Raw genomic sequence first — 19,127 nt, 5'->3', positions numbered from 1 at the left:
ATTTTCTCCGGTTCTAGCCTCGGCGAAAGCATGGAGAAGCCGGAGAACCGGCCACCGGAACGGCGCCTTGTAGCAGGAACCGTAAGACTTTCGCCTGTGGGATGGCGCGGCTTATAGGCGAGAACGGCGGCAGGGGCAAGCGAACTTCACGAAACGGCCGGCGCCCTCGCCCTCATGCTGCAAGCGCCTGCAGGGCGCGTCCCGAAGCGTGAGGGCAAACTCCAGAGGGTCAGAGGCGTGAAAGGTTCCAGCCATTGCGGGCCTGTGATTCCAGCCAAACTCAGATCTTTCGAAAGCTTCGGAAGAGCGGTAATTTTAAAGGCACGAATTTCTTGAATTCAGGCGCATCAACTCATGAAGCCACCGATTTTCTCCCCGCCGGCAGCCGGCTCAAAACCACAACAGTATATGCATTTGGCGCGAATGTTTCGCGAAGCCGCATTAGGACTGCCTGCATACAGGAACAATGACGTAAATTGGCCAACGTATGCGCTCTTGCTTCATGCAACCGAACTCGTACTAAAAGCATTTTGCGATCACGCCGTTGCCAACGGAATGCCGAATGCGAGAGCGCCAAATCATGACTTGAAAGGATGGTATGCCATCGCCCTTCAGCATGGCCTTCCCGCCGATCAACACGTTGCAGAAGGCATCGATATCTTAGCGGAGCTTCACTCTAGTCATTATGCGAGGTATCCTGACAACCGACGAGCCTCTATTCCTGACATTTCCATTATTGCCAGCGACGTAGTTGATCGACTTATCTCCATTGTAACAGCTCGAATTAGCGAGTAGCAGCAGATTCTGCTGAATTTTCCAATCCGCACATTGCCTCGCTACGCCCGACAACTCTCGCTCCCGGCTCGCCGGAGAACGAGTCGCGCGCTTGGAATCTATCGACCACGCTCCCATGATCTGCTAATCACCGCCCCGCCGTCGCTTTCCCCTTTTCACGAGGCCGCTTTGCCGCTCTACGCCGCCCTCTGCCTGGACAAGCCGAACCATGTCGAGCTTCGGCTCGCCACCCGCGAGGCGCATCTCGCCTTTCTCGCCGCCAATGCGGCGCAGGTGAAGCTCGGCGGGCCGTTTCTCGATTCGGCCGAGAAGCCCGTCGGCTCACTGCTGATCGTCGAGGCGGCGGATGTCGCCGCGGCGCAGGCTCTGCTCGCCGAGGATCCTTACGCGAAGGCGGGGCTGTTCGCGAGCGTCGAGGTCAAGCCATGGAAGCGCGTGGTGGGAGCGGAGCTCTGATGGCGCATTGGCTGTTCAAGAGCGAGCCCAAGACCTGGTCCTGGGACCAGCAGGTCGAAGCCGGCGCGAAGGGCACCTTCTGGAACGGCGTGCGCAACCATCTCGCCAAGAAGCAGCTGATGGCGATGCAGATCGGCGAGCGCGGCTTCTTCTACCATTCCAACGAGGACAAGGCCGTCGTCGGCGTGGTGGAGGTCATCAAGACTTATTATCCCGACCATACGGATGAGAGCGGCAAATTCGGCATGGTGGACATAAAGGCCGTGGCGCCGCTCGCGAGGCCGGTGACGCTGGCGCAGATCAAGGCCGACCCGCGCCTTTCCGAAATGGTGCTGGTCAATAATTCTCGTCTTTCGGTGCAACCCGTCTCCGAAGCGGAGTGGGAGCTCATCCTCGCGCTCGGCGGCCTCTCGCCCGCCGGCGTAGACGCGCTCTAGGACAGCCTATTTTCACAGCCGCGCAGCGCAGGCTCACGTTCTTGCTCAATTTTCGTGCGAAGCCACATTCGAGGCGAATCGCGACTTTTCAGACACGAAAAAGCGCGGTAGCAGTACATTTCCAGGCACGCCCACAGGAGAAAAGATGGCGCGCAAGAAAATCGCCCTGATCGGCGCCGGCCATATCGGCGGCACGCTCGCTCATCTCATCGGCCTCAAAGAGCTCGGCGACGTCGTGCTCTTCGACATCGCGAGCGGCGTGCCTCAGGGCAAGGCGCTCGATCTCTCGCAATCCTCGCCCATCGAGGGATTCGACGCGCGCATCGAGGGCGCGAGCGATTATTCCGCCATCGCCGGCGCCGATGTCGTCATCGTGACGGCGGGCGTGCCACGCCAGCCGGGCATGAGCCGCGACGATCTGCTCACCATCAATCTCGGCGTCGTCTCCAAGGTCGGCGCCGGCATCAAGGCCTATGCGCCGGACGCTTTCGTCATCTGCATCACCAATCCGCTCGACGTCATGGTCTGGGCGCTGCAGAAGGCGAGCGGCATGCCGACCAACAAGGTCGTCGGCATGGCGGGCGTGCTCGATTCGGCGCGCTTCCGATTCTTTTTGGCCGAGGAGTTGAACGTCTCGGTGGAGGATGTGAGCGCCTTCGTGCTCGGCGGCCATGGCGACGATATGGTTCCCTCCGTGCGCTATTCGACCGTGGCCGGAATTCCGCTGCCCGATCTCGTCGCCATGGGCTGGACGACTCAGGCGAAGATCGACGCCATCGTCGACCGCACGCGCAAGGGCGGCGGCGAGATCGTCGGCCTGCTGAAGACCGGCTCCGCCTATTACGCGCCGGCCTCCGCGGCCATCGCCATGGCGGAGAGCTATCTGAAGGACAAGCGCCGCGTGCTGCCCTGCGCCGCCTATCTCGACGGCCAATATGGGGTGAGCGATCTCTATGTCGGCGTGCCGGTGGTCATCGGGGCCAATGGCGTAGAGCGCGTCGTCGAAATTTCGCTCGACGCCGCCGAGCGGCAGATGTTCGACAAATCCGTCGCCTCGGTGAAGACGCTGATCGGCGCCAGCAAGGCGCTCGACCCCGCTTTCGCCTGAGCGCTCGCAGAGCTCCGTTTCCGCCCCGGCGAGGGGCGCGTTGTCGCGACGTAAGGTCGCAATCAGGATCGGTGAGAAATGAACATCCACGAATATCAGGCCAAGGCCATCCTGCGTGAGTTCGGCGCCCCGGTCGCCGAAGGCGCTCCGGCGCTCGCCGCCGACGAGGCGCGCCAGGCCGCGAGCGGCCTGCCCGGCCCTGTCTATGTGGTGAAGGCGCAAATACACGCCGGCGGCCGCGGCAAGGGCAAGTTCAAGGAGGCTTCGGCCGGCGAGAAGGGCGGCGTGCGCCTCGCCCGCTCGCTCGACGAGGTCGAGACCTTCGCCAAAGAGATGCTGGGCTCGACGCTGGTCACGGTGCAGACCGGCGAGGCCGGCAAGCAGGTCAACCGCCTCTATATCGAGGACGGCGCCGATATCGACAAAGAATTCTACCTCTCACTGCTGATCGATCGCGCCACCTCGCGCGTCTCCTTCGTCGTCTCCACCGAGGGCGGCACGGATATCGAGGCCGTCGCCCATGCGACGCCCGAGAAGATCGTGACCTTCTCCGTCGATCCGGCGACCGGCGTTCTGCCGCATCACGGCCGCCGCGTCGCCGATGCGCTCGGCCTCACCGGCCCGCTGGTGAAGGACGCGGTCTCGCTCACCGAGCGCCTGTTCTCGGCCTTTGTCGCCAAGGATATGGAGCTGCTCGAGATCAATCCGCTGATCGTCACCAAGGACGGCCGCCTGCGCTGCCTCGACGCGAAGATCTCCTTCGACGACAACGCGCTCTATCGTCATCCCGACGTGGTCGCGCTGCGCGACAAGACCGAGGAGGACGAGAAGGAGATCGAGGCCTCCAAATATGAGCTCGCCTATATCGCGCTCGACGGCACCATCGGCTGCATGGTGAACGGCGCCGGCCTCGCGATGGCGACGATGGACATCATCAAGCTCTATGGCGAGAACCCCGCCAACTTCCTCGACGTCGGCGGCGGCGCCACCAAGGAGAAGGTGACGGCCGCCTTCAAGATCATCACCGCCGATCCCAAGGTGAAGGGCATTCTCGTCAACATCTTCGGCGGCATCATGCGCTGCGACGTCATCGCCGAGGGCGTCATCGCCGCGGTGAGGGACGTCGGCCTCGCCGTGCCGCTGGTGGTGCGGCTCGAGGGCACCAATGTCGATCTCGGCAAAGAGATTATCTCGAGCTCGGGCCTCGATGTGATTCCCGCCGACGACCTCGACGACGCGGCGCAGAAGATCGTCGCCGCCGTGCGCGGACGGAGCTGACGCGACGCTTTCGCGGCAAAAGCGGCCCGCCCCCGTTGGGATATTTCGCACTTGCGGGGGCGGCTCAAAACAGCCATCTTCCCACATGATGGTGGCGCTCGGCGGCCTCTTTCGGGGCGCGCCGGCGCCGCGCCGCTGCGGCCGAATGCGGGAAACAGCACGTGAACAGAATTTTCTCGTCCGATGCGCCGAGGCGGCGCCGCGTTCGCTCTTTCTCGACCCGCGCGGCCTATGCCGCCGCGGCCTTCTGCGCGCTTTCGCTCTGGGTCGATGATTTCGCCGGCACGAGCTTTTTCGTCGGCGAGGGCTCGGCTCACGCCCGCGAATCGAGCCTCTCCGTCGCCACGCCCTTCGAGGTCGGCGAGAGCGCGTCCGGCAATTATCTCGCCGCCATCGTCGCCGGCGCGGAGCGCGACACGCTCGCCGCCTCGACGTTTTTTCGCGAGGCGCTGCGCAGCGATCCGCGCAACCGCGAGCTGACCGAACGCGCCTTCGTCGCCGCTCTCGCCAATGGCAATATGCAGGAGGCCTTCGCCCTCGCCGCCCGCGTCGCGACCTTCGACAAGAACAATGGCCTCGCCAATCTGACGCTGGGCGTCGAAGCGATAAAGACCAAGAAATTCGCCAAGGCCCGCGCCGTGCTCGCCAAGGGCGGGCTCGATCGCAAGCATGACGTGACCTCCACCCTGCTCACCGCCTGGGCCTATGCCGGCGCCGGTGAGACCAAGCAGGCGCTGGCCACAGCCGACAAGCTCAAGGAAGACGCTTTCGCCGTCTTCCGCGACTATCATGCGGCGCTGATCGCCGACGCCGCCAAGAATGGCGACAAGGCCGAAGCGACCAAGCGCTTCAAATCCGCCTATGGGTCCGAGCGCAATACTTTGCGCCTCGTCGACGCCTATGGGCGTTTCCTCGTCTCCCGCGGCAGCCGCGAGGAGGCGCGCCGCGTCTATCGTTCCTTCGACGATCTCGCCCCGCGCCATCCGATCGTCACCGCGGCGATCGCCGACATAGACACGGGCAAGCCGCTCATCCCCTTCGTGCGCGACGCCGACGCCGGCGCGGCGGAGGTGCTCTATGGCCTCGGCGCGATCGGCGGACGCCAGGGCGACGAGCTCGCCTCGCTGATCTATCTGCGCCTCTCGCTCTTCCTCGCGCCGAATAATGCGCTGGCGACGATCACCCTCGCCGATATTTACGAGCGCATGAAGCAGGAAGAGATCGCTATCGATCTCTACGACAGCGTGCCCAAGGACAGCCCTCTGCGCGTCAACGCCGATGTGCAGGCGGCGCTGCTGCTGGAGACGCTCGGCAAGACCAAAGAGGCGACCGACCATCTCCAATCCGTCATCGCCGAAAATCCGAAGGATCAGGAAGCGCTGACCGCGCTCGGCAATATTCAGCGCTCGCGCAAGCTGTTCGCCGATTCGGTCACGACCTACACCAAAGTGTTGGACCTGCAGCCGCAGACCGACAAGAGCCAGTGGTTGCTCTATTATTATCGCGGCATCGCCAATGAGCGCCGCAAGAACTGGCCGACCGCCGAGTCCGATCTCAAAAAGGCGCTGGAGCTCTATCCCGACCAGCCCCTGGTGCTGAACTATCTCGGCTATTCCTGGGTGGACCAGGGCGTCAATCTCGACGAGGCGTTCAAAATGCTGCGCCGCGCCGTCGATCTGCGCGCCCGCGACGGCTATGTCGTCGACAGTCTCGGCTGGGCCTATTACCGGCTCGGCCGCTATGACGAGGCGGTGCGCGAGCTCGAGAAGGCGGTCGATCTCAAGCCCTCCGATCCGGTCATCAACGACCATCTCGGCGACGCCTATTGGCGCGTCAATCGCAAGCTCGAGGCGCGCTTCCAATGGAATCACGCGCGCGACATGAGCCCCGATCCCGATGATCTGCCGAAGATCCTCGAGAAGATAGACAAGGGCCTCTCCGACCCGTCGCCCATCGCCAGCGATCAGACCAAGAAGAAGAACGGCGGCTGATCGAAGCCTCCGTCGCTTCGCCGCGCCATCGCCTTCTTCTCCCCCGCGAACGGGGAGAAGAAGGAAACCGCTACCCCTCTCTCTTCACAGCGAATTGGGCGCGGGGGCTGCGCCCGCCCGCTCATTCGGCCGCCCTCTCCGCGAGCGCGCCGAAGCCCTGCGACGACACGGGCGGCGTCTCGACCAGCACGTCGCCCAGCTTGCGGCGGAACCACATCGCATAGAGCGCCGGCAGGAACAGCACCGTCAGAAAGGTCGCGACGAAGAGGCCGCCCATTATGGTGAGCGCCATCGGCCCCCAGAACAGCGAGCGCGTCAGCGGAATCATGCCGAGAATGGCGGCCATCGCGGTGAGCGCCACCGGCCGGGCGCGACGCACCGTGGCGCCGATGATGGCCTCGCGATAATTAGCGCCCTTCTCGAGATCCTGACGCACCTGATCGACCAGGATGATCGAGTTGCGCATGTCCATGCCGGAGAGCGCGATGAGGCCGAGCAGAGCGACGAAGCCGAAGGGCGCCCCGGCGAGATTGAGCGCCAGCGAGGAGCCGATGAGGCCGAGCGGCGCGCTCATCATCACGAGACCCAGCCGCGTGAAATCCTGCAGCTGGAACATCACGATCACCAGCATCACGAAAATCATGACCGGCGCCACGGCGGCGATGGAGGAATTGGCCTTGGCGGATTCCTCGATCGCGCCGCCGATCTCGAGCCGATAGCCAGGCGGCAGATGCTCGCGAATCTCGGCGAGGCGCGGCCATATGCGATTGGTGACGTCCGGCGCCTGCACGCCGTCCTTCACATCGGCGCGCACGGTGACGAGCATGTTGCGATTGCGCCGCCAGATGATCGGCTCCTCATGCTCATAGACGATCTTGGCGATCTGTGAGACGGGCACGGGCGCGCCGGCGCGCGTCAATATCACAATATCGTCGAGCCGCCCGAGATCGCCGCGCTCGCCGGGCGTGGCGCGGGCGACCACATCGACGCGGTCTATGCCGTCGCGCAGGCTGGTGATCGTCACGCCGGAGACCATCATCTGCAGCCGATTCGCCACCTCTTGCGGCGTGAGGCCCATGACGCGCGCGCGGTCCTGATCGATGACGAGCCGCACCGCCGGCGTCTGCTCGTTCCATTGCAGATGCGGCTCGACGACGGCCTTGTCCTCGCGCATCACATCGCGCACGCGATAGGCGATGGCGCGCACCTCCGCCGGATCGCGGCCGATGACGCGAAACTGCACCGGAAAGCCGACCGGCGGGCCGAAGTTGAAGCGATCGACGCGGGCGCGCGCCTGCGAGACGGCGCCATCCTCCAGCGCCTTCGACAGACGGGCCTTCAACCGCTCGCGCGCCTCGATATCCTTGGCGACGATGACGATCTCCGCATAGGCCTCATTGGGCAGCGCCGGGCTGAGGCCGAGCCAGAAGCGCGGCGGACCACGGCCGATATAGCTCGTGTAATGGACGGCGTCCTCGTCGCCTTTCAGCAGCTTCTCGGCCTCGTCCACCGCCGCGGCCGTCGCGAATATGGACGAGCCCTCCGGCATACGCAGCTGAAAGAACAGCTCCGGCCGCTCGGAAATGGGGAAGAACTGCTTCTGCACTTGGCCGAAGCCGAGGACCGCCGCGATAAAAATCCCGCCCGTGGCGCAAACGACGAGCAGGCGATTGTCGACCGCCCAGGTGATGAGCCGGCGCAGGCCGAGATAGAAGGGAGTCGAATAGATCGCCTCTGGATCGTGATGCGCGTGGCTCGAGAAATCCGGCAACAGCTTCACGCCGAGATAGGGCGTGAACAGCACGGCGACGAACCAGGAGGCGACGAGCGCCACGGCCAGCACGAAGAACAGCGAGCCCGTATATTCGCCGGTCGATGAGGCGGCGAAGCCGACCGGCATGAAGCCCGCCACCGTCACCAGAGTGCCGGTGAGCATGGGAAAGGCCGTGGACGTCCAGGCGAAGGTCGCGGCGCTGATGCGATCTTCGCCCTGCTCCATCTTCACCGTCATCATCTCGACGGCGATGATCGCGTCATCGACGAGCAGGCCGAGCGCGATGATGAGCGCGCCGAGCGAGATGCGCTGAAGATCGACGCCGAAGGCGTTCATGAACACGAAGACGACGGCGAGCACCAGCGGCGCCGAGAGGGCGACGATGACCCCGGTGCGAAAGCCGAGCGAGACGAAGCTCACGAACAGCACGATGACCAGCGCCTCGATGAAGGAGCGCGTGAACTCGCCGACCGCATGGGAGACGACGGTCGGCTGATCGGCGATCTGCGTGATTTCTATGCCGACCGGCGTCTCGGCGAGAATCTCGGCCATTGTGGCCTCGAGATTCTCGCCCAAAGTGAGAACATTGCCGCCGCGCGCCATCACCGCGCCGACGACGATGGTCGGCTCGCCCTTGTAGCGCGCGATGAAATTGGGCGGATCCTCATAGCCGGGAACGACATCGGCGACGTCGCCGAGGCGAAACACATGGCCGCCAGCCTCCACCGGCGTCGCGGCGATGGCGTCCGCGCCCTTCAGCGCGCCGGTGACGCGCAAGGCGACGCGATTGGCCGGCGTCTCGAACACGCCGGCGGCGTTCACCGCATTCTGCTTGGCCAGCGATTCGAACAGCGATTGCGGCGTGACGCCGAGATTGGCGAGCTTGGCCTGGCTGAACTCGACGAAGATCTTGCGGTCCTGCTCGCCATAGACATTCACCTTCACAATGTCCGGCGTCTCCAGCAGGCGCTGGCGGAACATCTCCACCACACGATCGAGCTGGCGATAATCGGCGCCCTCACCATGAACCGCGTAGAGCACGGCGTCGACGTCGCCGAACTCGTCATTGACGTCGGGGCCGATCACGCCCTGCGGCAGCTCCGGCTGAATGTCGTGGAGCTTCTTGCGCAATTGATAGAAGAGGCTCGGCACCTGCGCGGGCGGCGTCGTGTCCTTGAAGGTCACCTGCATGGCGAGGAAGCTCGGCTTCACATAGGTCTCGATCTTCTCGAGATAGGGAAGCTCCTGCAGCTTCTTCTCCAGGAGGTCGGCGACCTGATCGCGCATCTCGAGCGCGGTGACGCCCGGCCAAATCGCGGTGAGATTGGCGACCTTGATGGTGAAGGACGGGTCCTCGGCGCGGCCGAGGCGGAAATAGGAGAAGACCCCGGCGATGGCCACGGCCAGAATCAGCGCCAGAGTGAGCGTCTGACGCTTGACCGCCCAGAGCGAGAGATTGAAGCCCATTCGCCCAGCGCCTCACAGAGTCTCGGCGTCGACCGGACGCACGCGCTGGCCCGGGTCGAGCTTATGGGCGCCGAGCACCACGATCCGATCCCCCTCGGCGACGCCGGAGGAGATCAGCGCCGTCTTGGCCTCGTAGCGAAGCACGGAGACGGGGACGAGCGCGAGCTTGCCGCCCTCCTCCACCTTCCAGACGCTGGGGCCGGAGCCCTGATCGAACAGAGCGGCGAGCGGGAGCGCCGCGGCGACGCCCTGATCCTTGCCGGCGAGCGTCAGCGTCGCGCTCATGCCGAGCCCGACCTTCTCATCGGCGCCGACGATCGAATAGCGCGCGGAGAAAGTGCGGGTGGCGGCGTCGGCGGAGGCGCCGAGCTCGCGCAGGCTGGCGCGATAGATCTTGGCCGGATCGGACCAGAGAAAGAGGCTCGCCTCCCCCGCTCCGGCGACGGAGGCGAAGGCCTCCGGCAGAGCGACGACGGCCTCGAGCGCGCCGGCGCGGGCGACGCGCACCGCCGCCTGCCCCGCCGCGACCACCTGCCCCGGCTCGATGAAGGTCGCCGTCACCACGCCGTCCGAATCGGCGCGCAGCGAGGCGTAATCCAGCGCATTCTTGGCGAGCTCGACGGCCCGCAGCGCGCGCTGCTGGCGGCCGCGCGCCTCCTCGGCCTGGGCTTTCTGGCGATCGAGCGCCGCCTGCGCGGTCCAGCCGTCCTTGCGCAAGGTCTGCGCCCGGCGCTCGTCGGCGGCGGCCTGCTCCAGCGCCATGCGCGCGGCGGAGAGCTCCGCCTCGGCCTGCTCCTTCTGCAATCGCAGATCGGCCTCGTCCAGCACGGCCAGAAGATCGCCGGCCTTTACGGCCTGCCCATTCTCGACGAGGCGGCGCACCACCTTGCCGGCGACGCGAAAGGATTGGTCGGTCTCGACGCGGGGACGGATGGCGGCGACGAATTGGCGCGTCGGCGCGCGCGGCGCGTAATGAACCGGCGCGACCAGCACGACCCGCGCCGGCCCCTCGGCCTTGCGGCCGCCGGAATTGTCGCAAGCCGACAGGAAGAGGAGAACGCATAACGCCGACGCAGACCGCAACAACGATCGACTATTCTTCATTGCGGCGAGTCTCCGCCAAAAAACGCCTGTCCTTACGCGTCGAATCGCACGCTTCGTGTCGGAAATCAAATATTGCCGGGCGTCACCCGCGCCCCTTGGCGGCCCCGCTCGAAAGCGCAAGCGAAACAGCCGGAGCCGCTGTCGAAGCGAGGCGACGTTAGAGCGGCAGCATATGGGCGAGCCGTGTCGCTATGCGCTCGAGCGGCCCCTCCACCTCTATCGTGAGCCCCATATGAGCGTGGATGGCGACGGCCGCGGCAAAGAAGACGATCAGAGCCGGAGCGCCGATCGAGATCCGCGCGGGGACGAGGCCGAAGAACAAGCCGAAAGACGCCAAGCCTATGAAAAACCCGGCGAAAGCCTCCGGTTCCGTATGCACGCCCTGCGCCACCCGGCCGATGGCGACGAGCGCCGCCACGGCCACGCAGAGGAGAGCGGCGAAAATTCCGGCCCATTTTTCGCGAACGCGCATGAAAATTGCGGAGAGCGGCAGGAAGAAGGCCGCCGCCAGCGCGGCGTGGCCGCTCGGGCTGTGAAGCGCCGGCGGGCCAAAGGCCATGGAGAGGATTTTGGCGAAGGTCGCCACGACGCCGCAGACCATGATGGCGGCGAGGAACGCGACGGCTGCGCGGCGATCGCCGGTGGCCCATAGCGCCGCGGCGAGGCCGACGCTCGCCGGCAGGACGAAACCGGCGTCTCCGAAGACGACGACGATCGGGACGATGGGTTCGATCGATTGGAGAAGCACGCCTCGGTCCGTTCGCAACCAAAGTTCGAAAATGGACGCGAGCTCGGCCGCGGCCGACCTTCGCTTCGCGAATCACTCGCCGCAGAATAAGCGAAAGCGGACGGGAGCGATAAAGCCGCTCGCAATGCGAGAGAAGCCGCGGCTGCGACGGAGCTTGCCGGCGCCGGAGGCTTCATTCTATATGCCCGCCGCACTCTATATGCAGAGCGCACTCTCTATTCAGAGGGCACTTGCGCCGATGCAGGCCGATTACAATCTGAAGGGACGGTGAACAGCCGATGCGCGGCGGGCTGAAAATGCGAGCCGCCGAGGGATCGGCGACATACGGGCCGCTTCGGGACCCGATTTCGAATGAACGAAAGGAACGGCGATATGGCTAAAATCATCGGCATCGACCTCGGCACGACCAATTCCTGCGTGGCCGTCATGGAAGGGTCGAGCCCCAAGGTCATCGAGAACGCGGAAGGCGCGCGCACCACGCCGTCCATCGTCGCTTTCACAGAGGACGGAGAGCGTCTCGTCGGCCAGCCCGCCAAGCGTCAGGCGGTGACCAATCCCGAGCGCACCTTCTTCGCGATCAAGCGCCTCATCGGCCGCTCCTTCGAGGACCCGATGACCAAGAAGGACATCGGCCTCGTCCCCTATAAGATCGTCAAGGCCCCCAATGGCGACGCCTGGGTGCAGTCGGACGGCAAGCAATATTCGCCCTCGCAGATTTCCGCTTTCATCCTGCAGAAGATGAAGGAGACGGCCGAGGCCTATCTCGGCCAGACCGTCACTCAGGCGGTCATCACCGTTCCCGCTTACTTCAACGACGCTCAGCGCCAGGCCACCAAGGACGCCGGCAAGATCGCCGGCCTCGAGGTGCTGCGCATCATCAACGAGCCGACGGCGGCGGCGCTCGCCTATGGCCTCGACAAGAAGGGCTCCGGCACGATCGCGGTCTATGACCTCGGCGGCGGCACTTTCGACGTCTCCATCCTCGAGATCGGCGACGGCGTGTTCGAGGTGAAGTCCACCAATGGCGACACCTTCCTGGGCGGCGAGGACTTCGACAGCCGCCTCGTCGAATATCTCGCGGGCGAGTTCAAAAAGGAGCAGGGCATCGACCTGACCAAGGACAAGCTCGCCCTGCAGCGCCTGAAGGAAGCTTCCGAAAAGGCGAAAATCGAGCTCTCCTCGGCGACGCAGACCGAGATCAACCTGCCCTATATCACCGCCGACTCCTCCGGCCCGAAGCATCTGACCCTGAAGCTGACGCGCGCCAAATTCGAGGCGCTGGTCGACGATCTCATTCAGCGCACCATCGAGCCCTGCCGCAAGGCGCTGAAGGACGCCGGCCTCTCGGCGGCCGAGATCGGCGAGGTCGTGCTCGTCGGCGGCATGACCCGTATGCCGAAAGTGCAGGAGGTGGTGAAGCAGTTCTTCGGCAAGGAGCCGCACAAGGGCGTCAATCCGGACGAGGTCGTCGCCATCGGCGCCGCGGTGCAGGCCGGCGTTCTGCAGGGCGATGTGAAGGACGTTCTGCTGCTCGACGTGACGCCTCTGTCGCTCGGCATCGAGACGCTGGGCGGCGTGTTCACGCGCCTCATCGACCGCAACACGACCATCCCGACCAAGAAGAGCCAGGTGTTCTCCACGGCCGAGGACAATCAGACCGCCGTCACCATTCGCGTCTTCCAGGGCGAGCGCGAGATGGCGCAGGACAATAAGCTGCTCGGCCAGTTCGACCTCGTCGGCATTCCGCCGGCGCCGCGCGGAATGCCGCAGATCGAGGTGACCTTCGACATCGACGCCAATGGCATCGTCAATGTGACGGCGAAGGACAAGGCCACCAATAAGGAGCAGCAGATCCGCATCCAGGCCTCGGGCGGCCTGTCGGACGCCGACATCGACAAAATGGTCAAGGACGCCGAGGCGCACGCCACCGAGGACAAGGCGCGTCGCGAGCTCGTCGACACCAAGAACCATGGCGAGGCGGCCGTGCATTCGGCCGAGAAATCGCTGGCCGAGTTCGGCGACAAGGTGTCCGCCGCCGACAAGAGCGCGATCGAGGCCGCCATTGCAGCGCTGAAGACCGCGCTCGAGGGCGAGGACGCCGAGGCGATCAAGGCCAAGACCAATGAGCTGACCCAGGCCTCTATGAAGCTCGGCGAGGCGATGTACAAGGCCCAGCAGTCCGAAGGTGCCGCCCCGGCGGGCGAGACCCATGGGCAGGACGATGTGATCGACGCGGACTTCAAGGAAGTCGGCGGCGACGAGAAGAAGAAGTGAAGTAAACCGGCTCGCCGGAAGAAAAGGCGCCGCCGTCTCCCGCTCCTCGGGAGACGGCGGCGCCTTCGCGTCAGCGAGGGGCGCATTCCTCCGCCAACATTCGCGACGCACAAAATTCGCGGCGCCCGACCCGGCCACCTACGAGCGGGAAAAAGACAGGCGGGAGCGAGCTTGGCGACGTCGCCTCACGGCCTGCCACGCTTTTCGCGCTGACAGTCAGATGCTGACGAACAGGTTGGAGGCGCAATTTCGCCGAGGCGCGAAAGACCCCAGCGGGTCCGGAAACACGACTTTGGCGCGTCCGTCAAACCGTGGTAACAAATTTTCCGAGTTCCTATATCGGCTGCGATCCTCGGCGCCTCCCGCCTGCAGGACGCCTTCCTCAACTCCTATCGACCGACCCCATGTCCAAACGCGACTTCTACGAGATTCTCGGCGTTTCCAAGACCTCGACCGACGTCGAGCTCAAGATCGCCTTTCGCAAGGCCGCGATGCAATATCATCCCGACCGCAACCCCGGCGACTCCGAGGCCGAGGCGCGCTTCAAGGAGGTCAACGAGGCCTATCAATGCCTCTCCGACACGCAGAAGCGCGCCGCCTATGACCGTTTCGGCCATGCGGCTTTCGAGCAGGGCGGCGGCGGCTTCGGCGGCGGCGACGGCTTCGCCGCCTCCATGGCCGATATTTTCGACGATCTCTTCGGCGAGGTGATGGGGCGGCGCGGCGGCGGCCGCGGCTCCGCTCGCGAGCGCGGCTCGGACCTGCGCTACAATATGGAGATCACGCTGGAGGAGGCCTTCCACGGCAAGGCCGCGACTTTGAAGCTGCCGACCTCCGTCTCCTGCGAGGCTTGCGACGGGACCGGCGCCAAAAAGGGCTCCAAGCCCAAGACCTGCCCGACCTGCGCCGGCCATGGCCGCGTGCGGGCGCAGCAGGGCTTCTTCGCCATAGAGCGCACCTGCCCCACCTGCCAGGGCCACGGCGAGGTGATCGACAATCCTTGCTCCGCCTGCTCGGGAACCGGCCGCGCCACCATAGAGCGCACACTCTCCGTCAATGTGCCGCCCGGCGTCGAGGACGGCACGCGCATCCGCCTCGCCGGCGAGGGCGAGGCCGGGCTGCGCGGCGGCCCCTCCGGCGACCTCTATATTTTCCTGTCGGTGAAGCCGCATACGTTCTTCCAGCGCGACGGAGCCGATCTCTATTGCCGCGTGCCGATCTCCATGGTGCGCGCGGCGCTCGGCGGCAAGATCACCGTGCATACGATCGACGGCGGCGAGACCGAGATCAAAATTCCCGAAGGCGCCCAGACAGGCAAGCAGATCAAAGTGAAAGCCAAGGGCATGCCGCTGCTGCGCGGGCGCGAATCGGGCGATCTCTATGTGCAGATCAGCGTCGAGACGCCGCAAAATCTGACCAAGCGTCAACGCGAGCTGCTCACCGAATTCGAGGAGGAATCGTCCCACCAGACGCATCCGGAGGCCACCGGCTTCTTCGCCAAGATGAAAGAGCTGTTCGGCAAATGAGGCGGACGCCATTGACCGGGCGTGCGACCTCATACATGGTCGCGCGCGTCTGGAACGTTCTAGGGGCTGTCTCAGCGTGTCACTGAATATCGAGCCACTGAAATCCGCTCTCGCCGATAATGCGCGCTTTCTGCGGTCTTGGATGGAAAATCCACGCGGCGTCGGGGCTGTCTCGCCCTCGGGGCCTATGCTCGCCCGCGCCATGGCGAGCTATGTCGATCTCTCCCGCGAGGGGCCGATCGTCGAGCTCGGACCGGGCACCGGCCCCGTCACGCAGGCGCTGCTGGAGCATGGCGTTCCCGCCTCGCGCCTGCTGCTGGTCGAATATGAGACGGCGTTCTGCGATCTCCTGCGCCAGCGCTTTCCGGGCGTCGAAGTGGTGCAGGGCGACGCCTATTCGCTGAAGCAGACGCTCGCCGGCAAGCTGTCCGGGCCGATCTCCACCATCGTCTCGAGCCTGCCGCTGCTCAACCAGCCAGAATCGGACCGGCTGCGCCTGCTCGACCAGGGCTTCGAGATGATGGCGCCGGGCGGCATCATCATTCAGTTCACCTATGGCCTGTTCTCGCCCATGCCGCTGAAACGCCATCCGAACGGCTCCGCCTTCACGGCCGTCGGCTCGCAGGTCTGGGCGAATATTCCGCCGGCGCGCGTGTGGCGCTACAGCCGCCGGGCCGACTGACATGACGAGGGGCGCGACGATTCCGGCGCGAGATCGCCTCATCGTCGCGCTGGACGTCGACGGTGTGGAAGCGGCGCGCGCGCTCGTCGCGCAACTCGGCGATTCGGTCTCCTTCTACAAGATCGGCATGGAGCTCGCCTATGGCGGCGGCCTGCCGCTGGTCGAGGAGCTGAAGGCCGTCGGCAAGAAGGTCTTCGTCGATCTGAAGCTGCACGACATCGGCCAGACGGTGGAGCGCGCGACGCGGCGGATCGCCCGGCTCGGCGCAGATTTCCTCACCATTCACGGCTTTCCGCAGACGATGCGCGCCGCCCGCCAGGGCGCGGGCGATGGCGGCCTGCGGCTGCTCGCCGTCACGGTGATGACCTCCTATGACGATGCCGATCTCGCCGAGGCCGGCTATTCCATCGGCGTCGCCGAGCTGGTGTCGCGCCGCGCGATTCAGGCGAAGGATGCAGGAATCGACGGGCTGATTCTGTCGCCGCAGGAAGTGGCGCCGATTCGCGCGCTGGTCGGGCCGGAAATGGCGCTGGTGACGCCGGGCGTGCGCCCCGCGGGCGCCGCGCTCGGCGATCAGAAGCGCGTGATGACGCCGGGCGCGGCCATCGCCGCCGGGGCGGATCATCTCGTCGTCGGCCGACCGGTGACGCAGGCGCCCGACCCGCGCGCCGCCGCAGACGCGATCGTCGCGGAAATCTCCGCCGCTATCGGCGGCTGAGCGCGCCCTTCACAGCAGCGCCAGCTCCCGCAATTCGCGCTCGACTTGCTCCGGGCTCTCGAAGCGAGTCGCGTGCATTCCCACAGCGCGGGCGCCTTCCACATTGGCCGCCGAATCATCGATGAAAATGCAGGCCGCCGGATCGAGCCCATAGCTCTCGAGCAGCAGCCGATAAATGGCGGGATCTGGCTTCAGCAGCCCTACTCGGCCGGAGACGACGACGCCCGCGAAGCGCTGGAAAAAATCAAAGCGCGGGACTGTCTCCACATATTTCTCATCGGAGAAATTGGTGAGCGCATAGAGTGGCGTCTCTCGCGCGGCGAGCCGCTCCAGCAGCGCCACTGTCCCCGCGATCGGCCCGGCGATCATCTCGTCCCAGCGCGTGTCATAGGCGCGAATGAGATCGGCGAGATCGGGATAGAGCGCGACGCGCTCGGCCACCGCCTCGGCGAAGGGGCGGCCGCGATCCAATTCCAGATTCCAATCCGAGGTGCAGACCTCGCCGAGAAAGCGCTCCATCGCCTGCGAATCGTCGAAGAGCTTGCGATAGAGATAGCGGGGATTCCAATCGACCAGCACATTGCCGACATCGAAGACGACGGTGGTGACGTGGGATTTCACGAACATTCGGGCGCTCCGGGCTCGAGGCGAGCATATAGCCTCGGCCTGTGACGACAATTGGAGCGGAACGTTTCATTCCGGCGGCGCGCGCGCTATGACGAGGGCCGGTCCATGACCGGGAGCCCGCCTTGCGCATCGCCACTTGGAACGTCAATTCCGTCCGCCAGCGGCTGGAGCCGCTCACCGCCTATCTGCGCGAGGTCGCGCCGGACGTGCTGTGCCTGCAAGAGATCAAATGCGAGGACAAGGCCTTCCCGCGCGCCGAGATCGAGGATCTCGGCTATAATGTCGAGACGCATGGGCAGAAGACCTTCAATGGCGTCGCCATTCTCTCCAAGACGCCGATAGAAGTGGTGCGCGGCCTGCCGAAATTCGAGCATGATCCGCAGGCCCGCTACATAGAGGCCGTCGTCTCCACCGATCATGGCGCCCTGCGCGTCGCCAGCATCTATCTGCCCAATGGCAATCCGCCGGACACAGAGAAATACACCTATAAGCTCGCCTTCATGGATTGCCTCATCGCCCATGCGGCGAGCCTTCTGGCGCTCGAGGAGCCGGTGGTTCTGGCCGGCGACTATAATGTTATCCCCACGCCCGGCGACGTCCATGACCCCAAAGCCTGGGCCGGCGACGCGCTGTTCCTGCCGCAGACCCGCGCCAAATTCCAGGAGTTGCTGAACCTCGGCTATACGGAGGCGCTCCGCGCCTCCACCGACGCCACCGGCCTCTACACATTCTGGGATTATCAGGCCGGCGCCTGGCAGAAGAACAATGGCATTCGCATCGACCATCTTCTGCTCTCGCCGCAGGCCGCCGACCGCTTGCAGAGCGTGACAATCGACAAGGAGCTGCGCGCCGGCGCCAAGCCCTCCGACCATGTGCCGATCAGATGCGAGCTGGCGTGACGCCCATGATCACGCGCGAAGCATGGAAGCTCACGCCATGACCGATGTCTGGTTCTATCATCTCCAGCGCCTCCCGCTGGAAAGCGCTTTGCCCAAGCTGCTCGAGCTGTCGCTGGCGCGCGACTGGCGCGTCGTGGTGCAGGCGACCAGCGCGCGGCGGCTGGAAGCGCTCGACGATCTGCTCTGGTCCTATGCGGGGGATAGTTTTCTGCCGCATGGCTCGGCCAAGGACGACGATCCCGAGACGCAGCCGATCTTCCTCACCATCGGCCGGGACAATCCCAATCACGCCCATGTCCGCTTCTTCGTGGAAAATGCGGAGCTGTCTCCCGTGCTCGCCGACCCTGCGAGCGCGCCGGAAGAGCGCGCCATACTCATGTTCGACGGCAATGACGAAGCGGCGGTGCAGGCCGCGCGCGCGCAATGGCGGCAGCTGAAGACGGAAGGCCACACGCTCTCCTACTGGCGCCAGAGCGAGGAAGGCAAATGGGAGAAGCAGGCGTGACCGAAGAGTTTTTCGCGCGCCGCGCCGCTGCGCGCGCCCGTCTCGACGAGATCGACCCACATAAGAGGCCCGGCGGCGTCGAGGCCGATCCGCAGCGCAAGGATTGGTTCGAGGCCGTCTATCGCCTCGCCGAGGGCGACGCCGCCGGCGTGCCATGGGCGCATCTCGCGCCGCATCCGCTGCTCGCCGACTGGCTCGCGACCCGACGCCTCGACGGTCTGCGCGCGCTCGATGTCGGCTGCGGGCTCGGCGACAACGCCGAGGCGCTCGCCGCCGCCGGCGCGAATGTGACCGCCTTCGACCTCGTCGGGGACGCCGTCGCCTGGGCGAAGCGCCGCTTTCCGCAGAGCGCCGTCGAATATCGCGCCGCCGATCTCTTCGCCGCGCCGGAGGAATGGCGCGGCGGCTTCGATCTCGTCCATGAATGCTACACGCTGCAAGCCCTGCCCGACACGCTTCTGGATGCAGCGGCGCAGGCGCTCGCCGGCCTGGTCGCGCCGGGCGGGCTGCTGCTCGTCATCGCCCGCGCCCGCGACGAGGGCCAGGAGATCGGCGGCCCGCCCTGGCCGCTGCCGCCGAGCCGCATGGAAGCGCTCTCCGTGGGCGGCTTGCGTTGCGAGACGCTCGAGGATATTTCCGCGACGAACGCCATGGTCCGCCATTGGCGCGCGGCCTTCCGCCGGGACGGCTGACGGCGATCCGCGAGCCTTTTCGGCTCGCGCCTTCGATCCGAGAACA

At 65.4% G+C, this 19,127-nt stretch carries 17 protein-coding genes; 13 read left to right on the top strand and 4 right to left on the bottom strand.

What is annotated here, in order from left to right:
- Window positions 1-354 precede the first annotated feature (354 nt).
- The 6 genes from C5689_RS18180 to C5689_RS07290 all read left to right on the top strand — a co-directional run bounded on the left by C5689_RS18180 (window position 355) and on the right by C5689_RS07290 (window position 6,065).
- Window positions 355-795 carry a hypothetical protein gene (locus tag C5689_RS18180; protein WP_142861413.1) on the top strand — a complete coding sequence of 147 codons (441 nt, stop codon included), beginning with the start codon at window positions 355-357 and terminating at the stop codon, window positions 793-795.
- A 168-nt stretch (window positions 796-963) separates the two neighbouring features.
- Window positions 964-1,251, top strand: a complete 288-nt coding sequence (locus C5689_RS07310; protein WP_108916615.1) for a YciI family protein — start codon at window positions 964-966, stop codon at window positions 1,249-1,251.
- Complete coding sequence (locus tag C5689_RS07305; protein ID WP_108916614.1) at window positions 1,251-1,688, top strand: EVE domain-containing protein; 438 nt, start codon at window positions 1,251-1,253, stop codon at window positions 1,686-1,688. The genes C5689_RS07310 and C5689_RS07305 overlap by 1 nt, the downstream gene beginning before the upstream one ends.
- A 145-nt stretch (window positions 1,689-1,833) precedes the next feature.
- Window positions 1,834-2,796: a malate dehydrogenase gene (mdh, locus tag C5689_RS07300; protein ID WP_108916613.1), complete on the top strand. Its 963-nt coding sequence runs from the start codon at window positions 1,834-1,836 to the stop codon at window positions 2,794-2,796.
- Window positions 2,797-2,874: 78 nt separating this feature from the next.
- A complete protein-coding gene (gene sucC / locus C5689_RS07295) occupies window positions 2,875-4,074 on the top strand; it encodes an ADP-forming succinate--CoA ligase subunit beta (RefSeq protein ID WP_108916612.1) in 1,200 nt (399 codons plus the stop codon).
- Window positions 4,075-4,235: 161 nt separating this feature from the next.
- The gene (locus tag C5689_RS07290) at window positions 4,236-6,065 is read left to right on the top strand and encodes a tetratricopeptide repeat protein (protein ID WP_108916611.1); all 1,830 of its coding nucleotides are present in this window, start codon (window positions 4,236-4,238) and stop codon (window positions 6,063-6,065) included.
- Between the two features lie 121 nt (window positions 6,066-6,186).
- Here C5689_RS07290 and C5689_RS07285 read toward each other — a convergent pair whose 3' ends face one another.
- From C5689_RS07285 to C5689_RS07275, 3 genes are all read right to left on the bottom strand, one after another.
- Entirely contained in the window at window positions 6,187-9,306 is a 3,120-nt protein-coding gene (locus tag C5689_RS07285; RefSeq protein WP_108916610.1) for an efflux RND transporter permease subunit, read from the bottom strand.
- A 12-nt stretch (window positions 9,307-9,318) separates the two neighbouring features.
- A complete protein-coding gene (locus C5689_RS07280) occupies window positions 9,319-10,410 on the bottom strand; it encodes an efflux RND transporter periplasmic adaptor subunit (RefSeq protein WP_108916609.1) in 1,092 nt (363 codons plus the stop codon).
- Window positions 10,411-10,567: 157 nt separating this feature from the next.
- Window positions 10,568-11,158, bottom strand: coding sequence for a phosphatase PAP2 family protein (locus tag C5689_RS07275; protein WP_108916608.1), 591 nt, complete (start codon window positions 11,156-11,158; stop codon window positions 10,568-10,570).
- 372 nt (window positions 11,159-11,530) lie between these two features.
- Between C5689_RS07275 and dnaK the strand changes: the two genes are divergently transcribed.
- The 4 genes from dnaK (at window position 11,531) to pyrF (ending at window position 16,358) form a co-directional block, all read left to right on the top strand.
- A complete protein-coding gene (gene dnaK, locus C5689_RS07265; protein WP_108916606.1) occupies window positions 11,531-13,432 on the top strand; it encodes a molecular chaperone DnaK in 1,902 nt (633 codons plus the stop codon).
- Between the two features lie 404 nt (window positions 13,433-13,836).
- A complete protein-coding gene (gene dnaJ / locus C5689_RS07260; RefSeq protein WP_108916605.1) occupies window positions 13,837-14,958 on the top strand; it encodes a molecular chaperone DnaJ in 1,122 nt (373 codons plus the stop codon).
- Window positions 14,959-15,034: 76 nt separating this feature from the next.
- On the top strand, window positions 15,035-15,640 hold the full coding sequence (locus tag C5689_RS07255) for a class I SAM-dependent methyltransferase (protein ID WP_108916604.1): 606 nt from the start codon (window positions 15,035-15,037) through the stop codon (window positions 15,638-15,640).
- A gap of 1 nt (window position 15,641) precedes the next feature.
- A complete protein-coding gene (gene pyrF, locus C5689_RS07250) occupies window positions 15,642-16,358 on the top strand; it encodes an orotidine-5'-phosphate decarboxylase (RefSeq protein WP_108916603.1) in 717 nt (238 codons plus the stop codon).
- 9 nt (window positions 16,359-16,367) lie between these two features.
- Here pyrF and C5689_RS07245 read toward each other — a convergent pair whose 3' ends face one another.
- On the bottom strand, window positions 16,368-16,985 hold the full coding sequence (locus C5689_RS07245) for an HAD family hydrolase (RefSeq protein WP_108916602.1): 618 nt from the start codon (window positions 16,983-16,985) through the stop codon (window positions 16,368-16,370).
- A 122-nt stretch (window positions 16,986-17,107) separates the two neighbouring features.
- Here C5689_RS07245 and xth point away from each other — a divergent pair, with 122 nt between their 5' ends.
- From xth to C5689_RS07230, 3 genes are read left to right on the top strand one after another with little or no spacing between them, the layout of a single operon-like run.
- Window positions 17,108-17,884 (top strand): exodeoxyribonuclease III, encoded by a 777-nt coding sequence (gene xth / locus C5689_RS07240; protein ID WP_108916601.1) that lies wholly within the window; start codon window positions 17,108-17,110, stop codon window positions 17,882-17,884.
- Window positions 17,885-17,921: 37 nt separating this feature from the next.
- Window positions 17,922-18,389, top strand: coding sequence for a DNA polymerase III subunit chi (locus tag C5689_RS07235; protein WP_108916684.1), 468 nt, complete (start codon window positions 17,922-17,924; stop codon window positions 18,387-18,389).
- Window positions 18,371-19,081 carry a class I SAM-dependent methyltransferase gene (locus C5689_RS07230; protein WP_108916600.1) on the top strand — a complete coding sequence of 237 codons (711 nt, stop codon included), beginning with the start codon at window positions 18,371-18,373 and terminating at the stop codon, window positions 19,079-19,081. Before C5689_RS07235 ends, C5689_RS07230 begins: the two co-directional genes overlap by 19 nt.
- Window positions 19,082-19,127 lie beyond the last annotated feature (46 nt).

Source organism: Methylosinus sporium, from assembly GCF_003113265.1.
Lineage (GTDB): Bacteria > Pseudomonadota > Alphaproteobacteria > Rhizobiales > Beijerinckiaceae > Methylosinus > Methylosinus sporium.
Note: the sequence above shows the minus strand (reverse complement) of the source record. Positions and strands in the feature narration are given on the sequence as shown.